The 18,892-nt window shown below is 39.9% G+C and carries 12 protein-coding genes and 2 pseudogenes; 2 read left to right on the top strand and 12 right to left on the bottom strand.

Translation table 11 applies throughout. The features are described 5' to 3' along the window. Positions 1–4 precede the first annotated feature (4 nt). Complete coding sequence (gene uhpB, locus Xish_RS15180; RefSeq protein ID WP_244186073.1) at positions 5–1,615, bottom strand: signal transduction histidine-protein kinase/phosphatase UhpB; 1,611 nt, start codon at positions 1,613–1,615, stop codon at positions 5–7. Between the two features lie 114 nt (positions 1,616–1,729). On the opposite strand from uhpB, the pseudogene Xish_RS15175 reads away from it, so the two are divergent. Continuing rightward, positions 1,730–2,829, top strand: a pseudogene (locus tag Xish_RS15175) (site-specific integrase). Between the two features lie 297 nt (positions 2,830–3,126). On the opposite strand, the gene Xish_RS15170 reads toward Xish_RS15175, so the two are convergent. The 11 genes and pseudogenes from Xish_RS15170 to maeB form a co-directional block, all read right to left on the bottom strand. Further along, positions 3,127–3,657, bottom strand: coding sequence for a hypothetical protein (locus tag Xish_RS15170; protein ID WP_099118551.1), 531 nt, complete (start codon positions 3,655–3,657; stop codon positions 3,127–3,129). A gap of 474 nt (positions 3,658–4,131) precedes the next feature. After that, complete coding sequence (locus tag Xish_RS15165; RefSeq protein ID WP_167383276.1) at positions 4,132–4,440, bottom strand: phage tail protein; 309 nt, start codon at positions 4,438–4,440, stop codon at positions 4,132–4,134. A gap of 89 nt (positions 4,441–4,529) precedes the next feature. Beyond that, positions 4,530–4,736: a hypothetical protein gene (locus Xish_RS15160; RefSeq protein ID WP_099118550.1), complete on the bottom strand. Its 207-nt coding sequence runs from the start codon at positions 4,734–4,736 to the stop codon at positions 4,530–4,532. A gap of 293 nt (positions 4,737–5,029) precedes the next feature. Next, a pseudogene (locus Xish_RS15155) lies at positions 5,030–5,882 on the bottom strand (IS630 family transposase). Positions 5,883–5,976: 94 nt separating this feature from the next. Further along, a complete protein-coding gene (uhpA, locus tag Xish_RS15150; protein ID WP_099118787.1) occupies positions 5,977–6,579 on the bottom strand; it encodes a response regulator transcription factor UhpA in 603 nt (200 codons plus the stop codon). 158 nt (positions 6,580–6,737) lie between these two features. After that, positions 6,738–8,114 carry a hexose-6-phosphate:phosphate antiporter gene (gene uhpT, locus Xish_RS15145; RefSeq protein ID WP_099118549.1) on the bottom strand — a complete coding sequence of 459 codons (1,377 nt, stop codon included), beginning with the start codon at positions 8,112–8,114 and terminating at the stop codon, positions 6,738–6,740. 489 nt (positions 8,115–8,603) lie between these two features. Beyond that, positions 8,604–10,871 carry a TonB-dependent receptor domain-containing protein gene (locus Xish_RS15140; RefSeq protein ID WP_099118548.1) on the bottom strand — a complete coding sequence of 756 codons (2,268 nt, stop codon included), beginning with the start codon at positions 10,869–10,871 and terminating at the stop codon, positions 8,604–8,606. A 126-nt stretch (positions 10,872–10,997) separates the two neighbouring features. Next, the gene (locus tag Xish_RS15135; protein WP_208614828.1) at positions 10,998–13,217 is read right to left on the bottom strand and encodes a S9 family peptidase; all 2,220 of its coding nucleotides are present in this window, start codon (positions 13,215–13,217) and stop codon (positions 10,998–11,000) included. Between the two features lie 18 nt (positions 13,218–13,235). Further along, a complete protein-coding gene (locus Xish_RS15130; protein WP_099118547.1) occupies positions 13,236–14,039 on the bottom strand; it encodes an energy transducer TonB family protein in 804 nt (267 codons plus the stop codon). Between the two features lie 112 nt (positions 14,040–14,151). Next, a complete protein-coding gene (locus Xish_RS15125) occupies positions 14,152–15,066 on the bottom strand; it encodes a ChaN family lipoprotein (protein ID WP_099118546.1) in 915 nt (304 codons plus the stop codon). A gap of 154 nt (positions 15,067–15,220) precedes the next feature. Continuing rightward, entirely contained in the window at positions 15,221–17,500 is a 2,280-nt protein-coding gene (gene maeB / locus Xish_RS15120) for an NADP-dependent oxaloacetate-decarboxylating malate dehydrogenase (protein WP_099118545.1), read from the bottom strand. Positions 17,501–18,038: 538 nt separating this feature from the next. Between maeB and Xish_RS15115 the strand changes: the two genes are divergently transcribed. After that, complete coding sequence (locus Xish_RS15115; RefSeq protein ID WP_099118544.1) at positions 18,039–18,674, top strand: response regulator; 636 nt, start codon at positions 18,039–18,041, stop codon at positions 18,672–18,674. Positions 18,675–18,892 lie beyond the last annotated feature (218 nt).

Raw genomic sequence — 18,892 nt, 5'->3', positions numbered from 1 at the left:
TATTTTAAAGTTTAGGCAAAATGATAGACAAATCCGTTCCCGAATATGTCGAATCACTTTGTCGTTTTTCACTGTGAATGGAGAACGTCCCACCCAGGGCCTGCACACGCTCTCGCATACCACGTAAGCCAAACCCTTTCATATGATCCTCAGACTTACAGCCAATACCATTATCTCTAATCAATAAATGGATCATCCCGTTGATGGAAAAATATAATTCAACACTATCCGCTTTAGAATATTTCATGGCATTATTCAGCGCTTCCTGACAAATACGATATAACGTAATTTTGGTTGTATCACTCAACTGCTCAATTGCCATAACTGAATCCGTTGCCCAATGAATTTTTACCGATATGCCATGAGACTCAAATTCCATATCCCGCAATAATTGCTCAATAGCCTCTTTCAAACCAAGATCATCAAGAATTTTAGGCCGCAATCGGCTAAGTAACGCTTTAGTTGTATCATAAACATTAAGGGATAACGATTCGATAGTTTTAGCGCAATTAGCACTAATCGGTGTCACTTCTACCCGCTGGATAATATTGGCCTGCGTACGAATAGCAGTAATGTTCTGACCAATTTCATCATGAAGTTCACGTGCAATTTCTCGCCTTACCGACTCTTCGGCTTTCACCAATTGACGGGACAAGCTGTGATTACAATGAAGTTGACGCTTTAACTGCGCATTAAGGTCACGCTGACGCTGTACCGCCATTCCCAGCATGATCCCCGTTACCGTTTGAGTCAACAGTGATAACAAGAGATCCGTGATCTCCATATTTGAAACACTATTATTCGAGACACCACTGCGTGCGGCAATCAAGGCAATACTATTTAACAAAGTGCCGACTACAGCGCCTTGCCAGCCATAGCGAAAAGCCAACAAGATAATAGGGATCGCCAGACAAAATGGGGCAAAATAACGCAACTCATTCGGAAGGCCAACTTGAAGACAAATGTTTAGTATAAATAATAAGCTATGAAAAATAATATGTTTCAGGTGAAACTGAATACGATGTGATACAAGATTAGCCGTCAGGGGAAACCAAATATTTTGGAACAAGTAGTGCCATACTAAATAGCACAAAGGGACTAATATAACACCACCGGTTAAACTCACCAAAAATGCAATACTCAAAGCAGAATTATGGTTGCTGATCGCCACCACATTAATAATGGAAGTTGCCAGAATGATGCCTGCCATGACGGCAAATCGCTGCCATTGACTGCCGCAATAGTAACGACTGGCAAAGCAAACAAGAGGAAAGCTGGCCATGCTAGCAGTCAATACAGTCAGCCATTGTAACTGCCCCATCAGGAGCGTCAAACAGATGGTAAGCCCCCATTCTGCGCCGTAAATAGTCGTCCAATAACGCTTGGGAGTATGGAGAACAATACCAAGGCGTAAAGCAAAAGGAAAAAATAGGATAGCCAATTCAGAGTCGTTGACGAAATAGTAGGCAATGACCCATAAGCAGAACCACCAGCAAGAAAACAATAACCAGCCGCAAAATGAATTGATCAGATACCGATTAATGATAAAGAAAGATTTCCCAGATAACACGCTAACCCCCCGCCATTCCTTGCTATTATACTGAATCCATTGCATTTCTGTTTTTGCTGATTTTCGTGCATTTAAGGGCATTTTGAGCTATTTTAGGATTATCGGCACCCCTAATAGCCTCCTTTACATCGTGAAAATTTGAACTGGAGAGCATCGTAGATGGCCTACTATAGCATAGAAAAACGCCCACGCGCAGATGGCACTGTTCGCTATCGTTGCGTTGCACTGTTGGTGTTAAATCTGGTGGTAAATATATCTATAGAGAGAACCGTACATTCGGAAAACACTCTCACGCCAAAACGTGGGGTGCCCAACGGGTGGTTGAGCTGGAGCAAAATGGGATACCCTCGAATAATGATACTGAAGATTTAACTGTGGGTGACTTATTACACAAATACATCAGTGACCCCAATCTAGGAAAAAAAGCAGGACAAAGCAAAAAATCCGTATTGAACTCATTATCAAAGAGTGATCTCACAAAACTTACTCTAGCTGAGCTTTCGATCAGACACATTATTGAGCACTGCAAGCAACGACATTCTACAGGAACTACTCCGGCTACCATCAATCATGATGTCACCTATTTGTCATCGGTCTTAAAATCAGCCAAGCCTGTCTATGATATAGACTACACTTTAAACCCCGCACATGAAGCCCGTCCAGTTTTAACACAAATGGGTCTAATCGGTAAAAGCCAGCGGCGCAGCAGAAGACCAGAACGCGAGGAGTTAGATAGATTGATGGAAGTGCTACGTAAAAAAGGGAATCACCGGACAAACCACATTCCTTACGAAGATATTCTCAATTTCTCAATTCTGAGCTGCATGCGTATAGGTGAAGTGTGCAAAATTAGATGGGATGATATAGATGAAAAGCAGAAGGCTGTTCTTGTAAGGGACAGAAAAGATCCCAGAAAGAAAGTGGGTAATCATATGCTTGTTCCTTTGCTTGGGGAGGCGTGGGATATTGTCCAAAGACAACCTAAATCTGGTAGTGGACTCATATTTCCTTACAATACAAGAAGCATATCTAATGGTTTTCACAATGCATGTAAAGAGCTAGGCATAGAAGACCCCCGTTACCACGATCTACGCAGAGAAGGAGCAAGCCGCTTATTTGAAGCTGGCTTTTCCATTGAAGAAGTGGCACAGGTCACCGGACATCGTTCACTGAATGTTTTATGGCAGGTGTATACGGAACTGTACCCACAATCGTTGCATGAAAAATTCAATAAACTAATGCAGCAGAAAGAAGAGTAATCCCATAGGGCAGTAATCTGCCCTTTAACATAAATGGGCTTTTAAATCCCAATTAACAATGTTGATTAGGATTCTCGGCTCACAGACGACCTTTTTTGGAGTTTTCCAAATAAGTCTCGTAGTCATTATGTTCAGTAAAAGAAGGAACCTCCGAAACTGGTGGCTCCTTAAACTAAAGAGATCCCTGTAGTTAATTTCAGGCCTCCGTTTGAAGCGGAAGCGTGCTGAATTAAAGACGGGATTTTCCGTCTTTTATAGGTAGTTTCAATTAACTTCAAAGCACCGCGCTTTTCTCGTTCAAAAAACTATAGATACAATGACAGGGTCATTGGAACCAAAATCTTCTATATAGTTCTTTACTGAGCAATTAAGATCGGTGTTTGGACAATAATTCAAACAATTCTTATTGTTACATGTAGCCTGTTTAATAAGAGAGTCACAGTTAGTTAAAATCCCCATCCCCCAATAAGGAGGGGCAGCGAAATACCAAGCGGTATTCCACCCTACTAAACAAGCATTAGGATCTGTTCTAGCGGGCGTTATTGTCTTACTAACCTTCCAAACAACACCCTTCTGTCCCTGCCAACACCGCCCAGAATTTACATCCTGAATAGCCCATGTATACGATGATGAGGGCGGAAGTAACATTGGGATAGTTACATCTGCTAGACCCTCTATAGGAAGTACACAATACGTTTGGTATACAGAGACATGAACGCTTTGAAATGGAGTGTTATTGGCAAAAGTGAATTTATAATCCTGCCAAGCCAAAGCTGGCTGTATGATTAAAGATAAGGCTATTAAAATTATATTAAATAAAACTTTCATATCACCCCCTTTTGATGAAATTATTCGATTGTTACCTCATCACTAATGGAGTACTGAAATGATAACTGCTATATCATGTAGGTTATTCACCTATCCGCTTTAGTATAAATAAGCACCCTTAATGACCATAACTCAAAATACAACAGACAATTAAGATTGTTTAACCCGCGACTTCCTGCGGGTTTATTATGTCAACCCTATCAATAATAACCATAAAATACAGTTTTAAATTGAAATATATTTTTTATCACATTTCGATAAATTAGCTTTCTTTTCACTTCACAGATTAGGAAAATTCCGATCGGATCTCAGCAGGCCTTTATCATAAAATCAGAGGATGATTTTTATTCATTTATCAATGCGATGATGAGTAAAGAAAACCTTGACTCAGGTCAATTTGATTTTCCTGATATAAAATTCATTGGCTGGCCAACTATTAATATTAATGTAAAAGGGAACCCCAGCCGATACAAATCATCCATTACCGCATCTTGGAATCATGGTTATTGAGTCCGCTTTGACCCGATATAATCCTCTCTCACCAAATGGTGGCATCCAAATGAATGATTTTAAGGTATGCTTGCGAATAAACTGAAAGATAGGCATCACCTCTTCTTTCACGCCGATATAAGAGTAAGGCCACGATTGACTTTCTGGGTTAATACCACCAGCAGAAACTTGTTTGTAACCATCCCCAAATTCAATCGATTTAATTCGGTGTTTAAATTCACCGCTGGGCGAATCCTGTATTTGAATTCGCCATCTAAATACTTCAATAGCCATATGAGTACCTATAAATGAAAAAAACCGCACTAGGCGGCATGTATGGAAAAGGCTACGCATTACGTAGCCTTGAATTCGTGGGGGGTTATTTATTGCAGAGTATATATTCTAACAATAGCGATTCTTGCTACAGAGCTATTAAATCCCGTGGCTTGAGTGAGTGCCTCATTCTCCACCGCAATTAAAAAATCACTAACCCCACCCGTACTCCAATCAAAATCTAAAGCAATCTGCGAGTTAACCAGAGCTGAGTTGTCACTACCAAGGCCGCTATAGGTAACAATATATTGATTCATGGATCGATCCTCCTTTTTATTTTGTCTAGCACACACTACAGCGGGTATTTTCTTTTTACTATTTGATTAATTAATCGCCTGTCATAAATTTCATTTAAAGCCATCCGTGGCTTGGGGTTAGAATGGACAGTTTGGAATTTTCAGTTTGTGTAACACCTTCCAATTATCCTTTTGAACAGGTTTAATTTGAATATGCTCCGTTGCTTTTTCCAGTATTCGCCTTACGCCATTAGCACATTTTATGGCATTGCGAGGGTATGAATAATATTCACCAGCTAAATGACTTTTCATAATTATGAGAATTTCATATTTCCTATTCCTTTCCATTGATTTTTTGAAGCGGCATTTAAAAAAAACTTAACTCTTTTGATGAGCATCCACATATATCGGCAACAATGGTTCCGTGTGACGGTTTCATGCAAGGATTGCCATAGCCACTCTATTTTATTCAGCCAAGGAGAATAAACCGGAAGAAATAACAAGTTGACTGTTGGGTTTTGCTCCAGCCACGTATTGACCCGCCGACTTTTATGAATGCTGTAATTATCCAAAATAAGGGGCAACGTTTTTGCATGACGGTGACACCGTCTTAACTCAACTAACATACTGATAAATAAACAATAATTTTTCCTATCAGAACTCGTGTAAAAAATGTCTCGCGTTTGGCTATCAAAACAGCCGGCAAAGTAATATTTTTTGGTTTTTACCCAGTGTGATGATCCGTTTTTGTTGGCCTTTAAGATACCAGTCTGACCCTATTTTAGGATTGAAATGAATATCCACTTCGTCTTCATAAAACACGGGATGCTCTTTTGATGCGCCCAGCAATGCCTGATTAATTTGCTTCATCTTCTCTTCATATTCAGGATCTGTTTTATGTAATAAAGAGGTTAAATTCCATCGTTGATGACGGCCTGAGGGCTTAGTTTGCAATCCTAACCAACCATATGTTCTAAAAGACTTTATCCAACGCCATACAGAAGACTGAGCGACACAAAGTGTTTCAGAGACGTGAAAAACGGGCTTCCCTCGATGAATCATGAGAATGGATAGAATACGGATGGCATACTTTTTATCGTGCGTTTTTTGCGCCATTTTTTTCATCAGGCGTCGTTCGTTGCGGGGAATAGGTGGTAGAATAACCATAACTCAGCCCTTCTTTTTGCTTTTTTGTTTCTGGGAAATCCCAATTCGCAAAAATAGGACTGAGTTTCTTTGACACTCCTACCATTTTGAAAAATCATTTAGCGGCAAAATAATTCGCCAAACCAACGTTATTGGTTACCCCTAATTTACTTATCGCATTGGCTCGATGAACATGTACGGTTTTATGGCTTAATCCCAACTCAGCCGCTATAGCTTTAACATCCATACCACTAGCCAACATCTCTCCAACTTGTCGTTCTCGTTTAGTCAGGTATTCCAATGAAGACGGATTGCTCTTTGATAACGTTAAATTAAGTACAATGTCCGGTGTGAGATAACAACCATTCTTGGCTGTCGTCCGCACCGCCTGGATCAGCTCATCCGGGCTGCAACGTTTACTGAGATAACTGCGCGCCCCCGCTTTCAAGGCATTCTCCACCATAGTGGCAGAATCATGAACACTCAGCATAATACAGGTCATGCCTGAGGGAAGATCTTTCAATAGTGAAAGCCCGCTTTCATCTTTCATTGAAATATCAAGAATACAAACCGTTGCACCCGATCCCGGTAATCCTTGCCGGGCTTCAGCACATGAACTGAACTCCCCCACAACTTCAATATCAGGCTCTAAATTCAGTAACTGAGCAAATCCTGAACGCACAACAACATGATCATCAACTAATGCTACTTTAATCATCATCATTTATTATCGAATTAAGTATCGGGCTAAGCTACCCTTATTAATATTGCTTCGCAAGAGTACATCATAGATAGAAAATAGGGGATATCAGGGTAAAAAATGATGAAAAGATGCTACTGTGGATAACAGCAGCATCAGTAAATTTTTAGTGTGGCTTAATATACTTTCTTCGCTTTTCGAATCTTTCTCTCTTCCGCAATAGCGACTAAAACAAGTAAGCTGAGGCATACAAATGCTGAGGCATCAAGGGCAACAAATGTTCCTTTCCAACCCGTCAAACCAAAGACTGGCACGCCATCAGCAATCATTCCCAAACCGAGTTTGGCAAAGCTGTCACCGATTAAATAAGCAAATGTTCCTTTGACACCATCAGCCACACTGATCGCTTTTTTCGGTACAAACCCAACAGCAGCTACACCAATCAACAATTGAGGGCCAAATACCAGGAAACCAAGCACAAACAGAGAGCCTAAGTACATATATTCACTGGTTGCATGTTGATAAAATTCAAGGCAGACAATAATTAACCCTAACGAGACACAAGCAACTAGGGCACGGCGGCCATTCGCCAAATCTGACAAATACCCCCACATTAATGTGCCCACCAGTGCCCCTATTTCGAATAGGGTAAAACCAGTGATAGCGGTTTCTTTTGATTGTCCCAGTTCTTGATACGCATACACTGTTGACCATTGGTCGATACCAATACGCACGATGTAAAGGAAGATATTGGCAAAACAGAGCAGCCAGATCACTTTGTTTTTTAATACATATTCAACAAAGATCTCACGTTTGGTCATCTGGTTTTCTTCTGCCGCAATATCTTCTTCGCTGACAGGCTCATCAAATAACTCTTCTACCTTCCCCAAACCGTAACTTTCCGGGGAATCGCTACCATAACGCAATCCAATGAAACCAATTATCAGGGCTATAATAGACGGGAAAATAAACATCCCTATTACATGACCATCAAAGAAATAGTTGGCACCAAAGAGTGCCACCCCAGCCGCAGCGGCGCCACCTACATTATGTGACATATTCCACAAACCCAGGTAGGTTCCGCGCTTGTTACGGGGAGTCCATTTCGTAATAGTGGAATAGCTGGCAGGCCCACCTATACTCTGGAAAAAGCCACTTAACGCATAAAATGCCACCATCAGGAAAATACTGATACCGGAATTTCCCATACTCATGCTAAACCCTAACATGGCAATGCCAGATAAGATCAGCATAAATGGCAAGAATTGTTTGGTATTTTTGCCATCGGCATAATAAGCAACGACGGTTTTACCAATACCATAAGTAATAGAAAAACCTAACCCTATCAACCCAAGCTGCGTCATCGACAGACCATAAGTCGAGATCATATCGTTTTGGGCTATGTTAAAGTTTTTACGTACCAAGTACATAGCCATATAGCCAATAAAAACCACCAAATATGATTGCATAAAAGGTTTGAACCACATTTTACGGCGTACTTCCACTGGAAGATCCAGTGTTGGCTTACGAATTTGTTCTAGAATCTTAAGCATTTGAAATCCTTAGACAACCACGAGAAAAACAGCCTTTTTGAGCAGGTGAAAATAAAAAAGGCAAATCGCAAGAAAGCAAAAGTTTTCGTAGTTATAGTTTTCGTAAATATTATTTACACAAATATAATTATTATCTTGTCAGTTTAGAAAACTAAAGGAAGGTTGGCGTGAGCTATGGTCTTAGTTAAGCTAGGAATATTTCTTAGTTTTACTCTATTCGAGCATAAAGCGTGAAAGAAATCACACTCTTTGCTCAGTAAGGAGTGAAAAGACTAAACTTATTCCGCCAATATTTGCACAACGAAATGTCTGAACAATGAATAAACTCAAAACAGGTGATATGCTGAAAACACAGTTGCAGGATGGTTGGGTTGAGAATCAGGTAACGCAGGTAAAAAATAACCAAGAAAAAAATTAAAACAAATTTAATAAGATAGCGGTAAATTTTCACCGCTATTGTTATATGGCTATTTAAACGCTATTAGGGAATTAGAAGCGAATTTCTGCTCCCATGACGTAGGTTCTGCCACGGGCAGTTTGTGTTTTAGTGTCTTGCTCTCCTAAGAACGCCGATGAATTCATACGGTTCAATGCATCAGAATAGTTTCGGTTAGTTAAGTTTTGAACGGAAAATTTAACTAACACATTTTTATTAATTTGATAATCGGTATACAAATCAATAATTGTCGGTATTTTATCATCTTTTATCATATTCGCCAGCATAACACCGTCTTCATTCAGTTCCATTGAAGATTCCTGACGATAAGATTTCCCTGTATATTTTGCAATAGCACCAATACGTATTTTTTCATCAAATAAGCGTATTCCCATATCCAGCGTAGCATAACGTTCCGGTAATTGAGACGCAGGGCTTGCACCAAAAATAATTGATGAAATTGAAGTTGGCTGCTGTGTTTTTTGCTGACTATATGCCAGTACACTATAGAATATGCCAGCATCATAATTCATCGACAATTCATAACCGCGCATAGTTACTGGTTTCAGGCTATTGCTATAGATATACATATTAAAGTTAGGATTGACTCCAGCCCAATCTTCATCTGTTAATGTTCCATCATTTTTACAAATTCTACCTTCTGCACAAAGTAAATAAGATTCATTAAAGATATAATTTTTGATTTTAGTATGAAACATTGTAGCCTTAAGGCGGAATGAATCTCCTTCCGTGATGAGATTCGGACGATAGCTATTAAATCCAATTTGATAGGTATCTGCTTTTTCTCCTTTCAGGAAGGGATTAAGAGAAGCACCCCCTTCATTAGAATAAAAAATTTCCTGAGCATTAGGTGCTCGCATTGAATGCGTATAACTTACAAATGGTTCAAATTCAGGGATAATTTCTGCTGATAATAAGATACTTGGATTAAACCCACGCTCTTCTAAGTTTAATTGCGCCTCGCCCTGTGGGAAACAATTTATTCGTTCGTCACAGGCTGATTTTAGTCCCTTGACACTATAATCCAAATAATTTAATCCCAGATTGGCGGTATAAATTCCTCGTTCTATTTTTAATCTACTATAAATGCTGGAAATATCTTGCTCTCCACTTGGAGCAAAAGTATTTCTTTCCTCTGTAGATTGATATTCCTCAGATAAATCTATACCTGTTTTCTTATTAAATTTGGTATGCATCAATTTACTACCAAGAGTAAATGAAAAGTCTATATCGGCATAACTAAACCTACTCGTATTTTTAACATCAATAGCGTTAGATTTATTATGCGACTCACTTTTACCCAAGCCACTTAGGTTATTACCCTGGAAATGCTGTTCTCCATTTGTCTTACTAAGAAAAATTCTGGTATCAATCAATTCACTAAATGGTGTGTAATGATATTTCAAATAATAATCATTATTATCAACGTGACGACTGTTAAATTTATTATGGTAGAAACGACCACTTAATTCCAGATCATGAAAATCATTGGGTTTAATATTGATTTTCATCAATTGAGAATTTGGCTTTTGTTTAAATGTGTTGCTGGTACCAAATTCTTCACTGCTCATACCATCTGCATTTCGATAGTGAGCTTCAATACTGTGTCCACTGACAGCAAATAAGGCACCCAAAGAGCCTTCTGGAGTGAATGCCTGTGTCTTTCCTGCAAAAGCCATCATACCACTTCGACCAACACCATTGTTACCATATGTCCACTTAGTACGGACTCCCAGATTATTGCCTTCGAATATGACATCATCAATACCAATTGTACGGAAATTGGCACTTCCAACTAAGGCATTAATAGAATCAGCGTCATCAGCTTGCCCTCGGGCAATGTCAACTCGAATAATGAAATTAGGATCAACCAAGGCACCAAACTGATTATAAGGTTGGCCTCCATGTGCAAATTCACTCGGCGCTGTACCATAGAAGGTTTGGCTGATACCATCCACCATCATATTAACGCGGCCGAAGCCACTTAAGCCACGGATATTAACACTTACAACCCCTTGCCCCTGGCTTGCATCCATCTGGGTATAAGTGCCTGGTAAGCTACGCAACACGCTATCTACGGATTCTAATTTGTGATCTTCCCCCACAGAACTATAAGCGCCCGGTTTTTCCATGGCCTCAATCTGAGGAGAATTATGATTATCCTGAGAACCTGAGACTTTCAGGCTACTGAACCGTATGATCTTCTCTTTTTTATCTTCATTGACATTTTCAGCATAAGCGATGCCCTGAAGCCCAATCAGCATTGCGCTGGCTCCAGCTATTTTTGCCACGGTTTTCATTAATATATTACCTTAAATTGAAGTATATTTATTACTGCTCACATCGCTTCACAAATTTGTGCAATAAAATACCCAAGACGCTGATAAAATTATCAGCATCCTGAGTAATAAATTAGATATTTTTTATTAATCTTCTAATTTTGGAAAATAGGTTTTAGCGTCATCTAACATTAATAAGAAACTATAATCGAAGGCAATATCATTCAGACGATTAAAACGCCCCGACTTTCCGCCATGCCCCGTATCCATATTAGTTTCTAACAATAACAGACTGTCACCTTGTTTCATTTCCCTTAATTTCGCTACCCATTTTGCCGGCTCCCAATATTGCACTTGGGAATCATGTAAACCTGTCGTGACCAACAAATGAGGATAGCGCTGATATTGAATATTGTCATAAGGGCTATAAGATTTCATACGCAAATAATCTTCTTTGTTATTCGGATTACCCCACTCTTCATATTCACCGGTTGTCAGTGGAATGGATGAATCAAGCATAGTTGTCAAAACATCCACAAAAGGCACTTTAGCAATCACTCCACGATATAATTCCGGCGCTTGGTTAATAACTGTGCCCATTAATAAACCGCCCGCGCTGCCACCTTCAGCATAAACACGCTTGCTATTACCATATCCATCGGCAATCAAGGTTTTGGTCGCATCAATAAAATCGTGGAAACTATTTATCTTATTTTTGAGTTTACCTTGCAAGTACCAATTTTTGCCCAAATCGCCACCACCACGGACATGCACCAAAGCATAGACAAAGCCACGATCCAGCAGACTTAACAAAGCAGAACTAAAATAAGGATCCATGCTAATACCATAAGAACCATAACCATAAATCAGGATCGGGTTCTCACCTTTTTTAAATAAGGATTTGTGATATACCAGAGAAACAGGTACTTCCACACCATCACGGGCTTTTACCCAAATACGCTGGCTTTCATAATCTTCCTTGTTGAACCCTTTAACTTCCTGTTGCTTCAACAATTCTCGCTCGCCGGTTTGCATATTCCATTGGAATACTGAGCTTGGTGTTGTCATAGATGAATAGCTATAGCGCAAAAAGTGAGTATCAGGTTCTGGGTTATAGCCCAACGATGCCATATATGCCGGATCATCGAATTGAACCCGTTTTTCCTGCTGAGTTTTCCAATCAATCAGGCGGATCGACGATAATCCTTTAGTACGTTCCTGTACAACTAACCAATTGTTGAACAGGGCAAAATTTTCCAGATCGGTATTTTCCTGTGGAGCAATTACGGTTTCCCAGGGTTTATTAATAGCATCTGTCCGATATAAGCCAAACAATGGGTGTTCATGATTAGAGCGAATATAGAATTGCCCACGGAAATGGTCTAGATCATATTCACGCTCTGCCTGACGAGCAGAAAAAACCTGCGGCTCTGATTGTGGGTTGTTTGCATCAATCAGTCGATATTCTGAACTCGTGTAACTGGTACTCGAAATCAAAATATAATCAAGTGAAGTACTTTCCGAAATAGATAAATAAAAGCGTTCATCTTCTTCTTGATAAATTTTTCGATCTTGCTGGCTATCAGTGCCATATTGGTGACGGAATAACTGATAAGGCAACAACGTTTGTGGATCCCTACGTACATAAAACAGTGTCTCACCATCATTTGCCCACACAATGTTGCCGGAAGTATTTTCTATGACATTATTCTGCCAATCGGCATCACTGAAATTTTTAAACGAGATCTTGTAGTTACGACGCCCTTGGGTATCCTCTGCCACCGCGATGCGTTTATTATCCAATGAAACCGCAAAGCCACTAATTTGGTAAAACTTATGACCTTTTGCTCGTTCATTACCATCAACCATAACCTGCCAATCGATTGAATTATCGATTGGCTTGCGCTGATAGATCGGGAAATCTTTTCCTGCTTCATAAACAGTGCGATAAATATACCCATTATAGGTATAAGGAACAGACTGATCGTCTTTGCTCATTCTATCAGCCATTTCTTTATAGAGGGTTTCACGCAATTCCTGACCTGATTTCAGCATCTGCTCGACATATTGATTTTCAGCCTTTAAATAATCAATAACGTTTTTATCCTGACGTTTGTCATCACGTAGCCAATAATAGTTATCAATTCGCACATCCCCGTGGAGCGCCATTTTATACGGCTGTTTTACGGCTACAGGTGGCACCATATTTTCCTCCATTACAGTAGTAGCAAAACTGTGGCTCAATAAACTACCACTAAGCAACAAACCAAGCATTACTCTTTTACCGCGCACGGTCTTACTGCAAGTTATCCTTTTTTTATTCAACCTTTTCGTATCTGATGAAAATGCTGTCTTATATTGTGACATGCCATCAATCCTGTATTTTTATTGAGATAAATAAAAATCTATCGGCAGTTCAACCGTAACACTGCCATTAGTTAAAACGACTTCCGGTGGTTTAGGCAGAGGCTGTGCCCTTTCCAATACCATCCTTGCTTCTCTGTCTAGTGAATTAGTTCCTGAGCGGCGAGTTAATTCACTGCTAATCACGCCCCCTAATTGGTTAACCGTAAATTTCACCATAGGACGCCCTATTCGTCTTCTTCTCTGGGCATCTTCTGGATATTTTTTATAGCGGTTCAAGTGTCCGGCCACCTCTGCCTGCCAAACAGCTTTGGCATCGGCAATGGCATCAGAATTGCTTTCATAGGATGCGGCGGTGCGGGCAGTCACACTATCGGCCGTAGCATTACTGGTTGTTGGTGCGGCGCTACTGTGGAATTTTTCACTTTCTTGCTCTTTTGCTTTCACTCGCTTAACAGGCTGAGTTTTCTTCGGTACATCTTGTTCTTTCTTTTTTTTCTTCTGCTTATCCACCAAAAGCAGGGCATTCTCATTTACATCCAATTTTGGCATGTTAATTTCATCAACTTTGCTTTCCTGCTGCTGACTGGCAACAGATAGTTGCTGCTCAATACCAATTGGCTGTTTTTGTATTTTTTGTAGTGCTTCTGTTTGCGTTGACAGTTCCACCATCACCGCTGGTGGAGGAAGAAGCTCCTCAATATCCACATCCTTTGGTTTGTAAACCAGCCATCCTACGAACAAAGCATGGAGTGTGATCGCAGCGAGAAAGGATTTTGTCACATGACCAGAGTGAGTATTTTGATACGTGGTGTACGTCAACATCTCTTATAGCACATTATGTCAATGATAAATTGAGATGAATGATAATCAATTCAATATATAAATGAAAACTATTTTTATTTGTTAATTAATCACTTCCTTGTGATACTTACCATCATTTGGTTATATTCTCGCTGACCTTGGGCGTAAACCAGACAAAATCAGCATATTCGTTATTTAACGAAACGCCCTCTTCTGCAATGACAAAGACGGCTATTTCTTCATTTGGCGCTATTTTTTTGACATGTTGAGGAACTCCCATCGCTTTTACTGCGTGATATCCCCCAGCAAATAGCAAAGCAGGCGATGGAGCCTTAATTAGCCGCTCTGCCATCCGTTGATCCCGCATTTGCTGAACCTTAGTCATATAAGAAAGAAGTTTTGGTTCTATATTTCCGCCATGGGAGTTTTTAATAGTGGTTTCAATAAGCTGTTTAACATTTTCAGAAACAAGTGAATTTTTATCTTCTGTTTTTTGATTTTTATATTGTTCAATTTCGCTGCGATCTAAATTTGCTGCTAACAGAGGATAAGGTGCCCTCATCAGCTCCATAACTAAATCACCATACCATTTCCACGGCCAACCCTGTTGCCACGCCAATAAATTCTGGATCCGCTCTTCCCTGACAATCGGATTGCCCTGTAGCCAACTTTTCACCTTATTGACTTTTTCTTGCTGGTTTGGGTTAATCATTTCCAGTAATACGGAACCATGGGGACGTTTCTGGTCAAGTTGCTGAACCAGCCATAACTCAATTTGATGATGGTAAGGATTGTCATGTTTTTCACCAACAATGACACGAGGGTAATTCGCCAATTGTTCCAGTAATTGCTCTGGCATAATTGCTTTGCCTGTTTTCATATCAAGCACTGCACCAGATCGCATCAATTCATCTGGGAGAGTTTGTAACACTGCCTGAGAGCTATTTTGAGAATCGTTTAGTGCCGCGGTACAACCGGTTAGAAAACAACCGCCAAGCAGGAGAAAACAAGTTAAAAAAGTCGATTTTATACGGGTTGATATTTGCATAATTATTAATCATCCAAAGAAAATTGCCCGCATATTATAGATAATGAGAATTATTTACAAATAAAAATACCCTGCTAAACATAAGCCTAACAGGGTAGTTCACCAATTTATTCCCAATTCACGGTTGGAATGGGAATGCTAACAAACTCGATTTTTATAGTGGAACTGTTTGTGCTTCAACGGCCGCCAACGCCACCATATTCACGATACGACGTACAGAAGCAATCGGTGTCAGGATATGGACAGGCTTCGCAACTCCCATCAAGACAGGGCCAACTGTTACACCCTCTGAACTGGTGACACGCAGCAAGTTATAGCTGATACGAGCCGCTTCCATATTCGGCATAATTAACAGGTTTGCCGAGCCTTTCAACGGGCTATCTGGCATGATATCGCGGCGGATACTTTCCACCAGCGCAGCATCACCGTGCATTTCACCGTCAATTTCAAGCGATGGTGCCATTTGCTGAACCAATGCCAGTGTCTTACGCATTTTTTGTGCAGAATCACAATCAGAAGAGCCAAAACTTGAGCGTGATAACAAAGCGACTTTAGGTTCAATACCAAAACGGCGAACAGTTTCAGCCGCCATCAGTGTGATTTCGGCTAACTCTTCTGGGCTTGGATCTTCATTAACATAAGTATCGGCAATGAACGTATTTCCCGTCGGTAACATCAAGGCGTTCATAGCACCTGCGGTATGCACTCCCTGACGGAAACCAAACACATCTTTCAAGATTGGGTAATGTTCACTATAACTGCCAACAGTCCCACAAATCAGGCCATCCGCTTCACCACGGTGTACCATGATTGCGCCTATCAGCGTTGGATTGCCAATCACTGCCCGACGTGCTTGCTCTTGCGAGACACCACGACGTTTCATCATTTGGTAATATTCTTGCCAATATTCTTTGAAACGTGGATCATTTTCATTGTTCACCACTTCAAAATCTTTACCCACTTCAATATGTAGTCCCTGCTTTTTAATCCGCATTTCAATGACGCTAGGGCGACCAATCAGGACAGGGAATGCCAGCCCAAGGGAGACAAGCTCTTGTGTCGCATGCAGCACACGAACATCTTCCCCTTCTGCCAATACAATGCGTTTCTTCTCTTTTTTGGCTTGGGAAAATATTGGTTTCATGAATAAGTTGGTTTTATAGACAAATTCATTGAGTTTCTCAATATATGCCCCGAAATCGCTAATAGGCCGAGTTGCCACTCCTGATGCCATCGCGGCTTTCGCTACAGCCGGCGCAATTTTTACAATCAAGCGAGGATCAAATGGTTTTGGAATAATGTAATCAGGGCCAAAGAACAGGTCTTGATCGCCATAGGCGGAAGCAACTTCCTGACTTTGTTCAGCCAGTGCAAGATCAGCAATCGCATGTACACAGGCAAGCTTCATTTCTTCATTGATGGTTGTGGCTCCAACATCCAATGCACCACGGAAAATAAACGGGAAACAAAGAACGTTATTCACCTGATTAGGGAAATCGGAACGGCCAGTACAAATAATTGCATCAGGGCGTACTGCTTTTGCCAATGGTGGCAAAATTTCCGGCTCTGGATTAGCCAATGCCATAATGAGCGGATCTTTTGCCATGGTCTTCACCATGTCTTGGGTCAGAACACCTGGGCCGGAACAGCCGAGGAAAATATCAGCATCAGGGATCACATCTGCCAGTGTACGGCTGCCGTTATCTTCGATGGCATAATCTGCTTTGGTCTTTTCCATGTTCTCTTCGCGGCCACGATAGATAACCCCTTTTGAGTCACAGACGACAATATTTTCACGTTTCAAACCCAGTGCTACCAGCAGGTTCATACAAGCAATTGAGGCAGCTCCAGCCCCCGATACAACCATGCGTACTTTGCCAATATCTTTATTAACAACCCGCAATCCATTCAACACTGCTGCGGTACAAATAATTGCTGTGCCATGTTGATCATCGTGGAATACAGGAATTTTCATGCGCTCACGGAGTTTCTGCTCAATGTAGAAACACTCTGGTGCTTTAATATCTTCGAGGTTGATGCCACCGAAAGTGGGTTCCAGAGCTGCGATGATATCGATTAATTTATCAGGATTAGATTCCTCCACTTCGATGTCAAAAACATCAATACCAGAGAATTTTTTGAACAAAACCCCCTTTCCTTCCATAACAGGTTTACCGGCTAATGCACCGATATTCCCCAACCCTAAAACAGCGCTGCCGTTAGAGATAACCGCAACAAGGTTACCACGAGCTGTATATTTGTAAGCGGCCAAAGGATCTTTTGCTATTTCAAGACAAGGCGCAGCAACACCCGGTGAGTATGCCAACGCCAAATCACGTTGCGTTGTCAGTGGCTTAGTTGGTGTAACCGTAATTTTTCCAGGTTGGGGGAACTCATGAAAATCAAGAGCACTCTGTTTCAATTTTTCATCCATCATCAGATCCTTTATGCGTCATGTCTTAGTGAAAATGGTTTCAGTATAATAGTTACAGAAGGTTAAATCATGATGTCAGCAGCATTTTGTTCATAATCTTTAAAATCAAGGTACAAAAAACAGACAGATGATTAAACTGACGCTAATTAATATTATATGATATTCTCCTGATGATACCCACATAGAGGTATTTAATCCTCAACTAATAACCTGATAAATTAATTAACGATATATTTTTAAATTAAAATTTAAAATAAGTTTACAAAAACAAAACTTAATCTATAAAATATTCATTCAAATTTATTTGGAAAATTATTAGCAATTAAGGAAACACATTTTCTTATGAAAGTGAATTTAATCTGAGTGGTTAAATCTGTTTGCGACATTTCTATTTTTATATCAGGATATATTTCCAGAATCTCATAAACGATGATTCAATATATTCCATAAAAATCACACAGCAATTTAACATAAAGCAGAAATCTGTCTTTCATGTTTTATTAAACATAAATCTGCATTTCTATATGGGAGAAAGAATATGCATAATCATTCAGTCATGATAGTTGATGATCATCCTATCATTCGTCACGGCTTAAAAGGGTTGATTGAATTAGAGCGGGAACTCATTGTGACTGCCGAAACCGGTAATGGTGAAGACGCAATTAATATCGCTTGCCAAATAAAGCCTGATATTATTTTGATGGATTTGAAAATTCATGGTCTTTCAGGGATTGATACGATTAAAGCTCTCCGCCGCAAAGGACTTGATTCCTATATCTTGGTACTTTCCGATTCAGATCACAGAAGTGATATTTACGATGCTGTTGACTCCGGTGCAAATGGTTATTTATTAAAAGACATCGATCTTACCTCCCTACTGAATAACATAAAAAAAGCCATAGATGGCCATGCAGTGTTCAGCGAAAGAGTTCATCAATATTTATCCACTCGCCATTTTTATGTTGATCCGTTATCAAAATTAACCAAACGTGAATTAGATGTTTTAAAAGAAATTGCAGAAGGGATGACAAATAAAGAAATTGCCGATTTCCTTTTCATTTCTGAAGAAACCGTGAAAGTTCATACTCGTAACTTATTGAAAAAACTTAAATCACGTTCCCGTCTTGAAGCCACTATCATCTATCTAAAACATAGAAAAACAGAGTTAATTTAACATTGGATTGCAGCTTAACGCCCCAATACGAAACACAATTTCCCTCATTTTTGCTAATGGGGAAATTGTGAGTTATCAAGAATTATAAACTAATTAGGAATAAATTAATTTTACGTATAATAAACGATGGCATTATTCGCAAACTAATTATTTTAAATGCAATTAATATGTTTTTGTCGACAATTTAAACACCCGTAACATCAATGTCAGGAAGAAGT

The organism is Xenorhabdus ishibashii, assembly GCF_002632755.1.
GTDB lineage: Bacteria > Pseudomonadota > Gammaproteobacteria > Enterobacterales > Enterobacteriaceae > Xenorhabdus > Xenorhabdus ishibashii.
This window is presented reverse-complemented; position numbering and strand designations above follow the sequence as displayed.

Coding starts and splice junctions, on each gene's coding strand:
- uhpA (WP_099118787.1), bottom strand. CDS start 6,579: ATGATTAAAGTAGCATTAGTTGATGATCATGTTGTTGTGCGTTCAGGA.
- Xish_RS15170 (WP_099118551.1), bottom strand. CDS start 3,657: ATGAAAGTTTTATTTAATATAATTTTAATAGCCTTATCTTTAATCATA.
- Xish_RS15165 (WP_167383276.1), bottom strand. CDS start 4,440: ATGGCTATTGAAGTATTTAGATGGCGAATTCAAATACAGGATTCGCCC.
- maeB (WP_099118545.1), bottom strand. CDS start 17,500: ATGGATGAAAAATTGAAACAGAGTGCTCTTGATTTTCATGAGTTCCCC.
- Xish_RS15125 (WP_099118546.1), bottom strand. CDS start 15,066: ATGCAAATATCAACCCGTATAAAATCGACTTTTTTAACTTGTTTTCTC.
- Xish_RS15140 (WP_099118548.1), bottom strand. CDS start 10,871: ATGAAAACCGTGGCAAAAATAGCTGGAGCCAGCGCAATGCTGATTGGG.
- uhpB (WP_244186073.1), bottom strand. CDS start 1,615: ATGCAATGGATTCAGTATAATAGCAAGGAATGGCGGGGGGTTAGCGTG.
- uhpT (WP_099118549.1), bottom strand. CDS start 8,114: ATGCTTAAGATTCTAGAACAAATTCGTAAGCCAACACTGGATCTTCCA.
- Xish_RS15160 (WP_099118550.1), bottom strand. CDS start 4,736: ATGAATCAATATATTGTTACCTATAGCGGCCTTGGTAGTGACAACTCA.
- Xish_RS15135 (WP_208614828.1), bottom strand. CDS start 13,217: ATGTCACAATATAAGACAGCATTTTCATCAGATACGAAAAGGTTGAAT.
- Xish_RS15130 (WP_099118547.1), bottom strand. CDS start 14,039: ATGTTGACGTACACCACGTATCAAAATACTCACTCTGGTCATGTGACA.
- Xish_RS15115 (WP_099118544.1), top strand. CDS start 18,039: ATGCATAATCATTCAGTCATGATAGTTGATGATCATCCTATCATTCGT.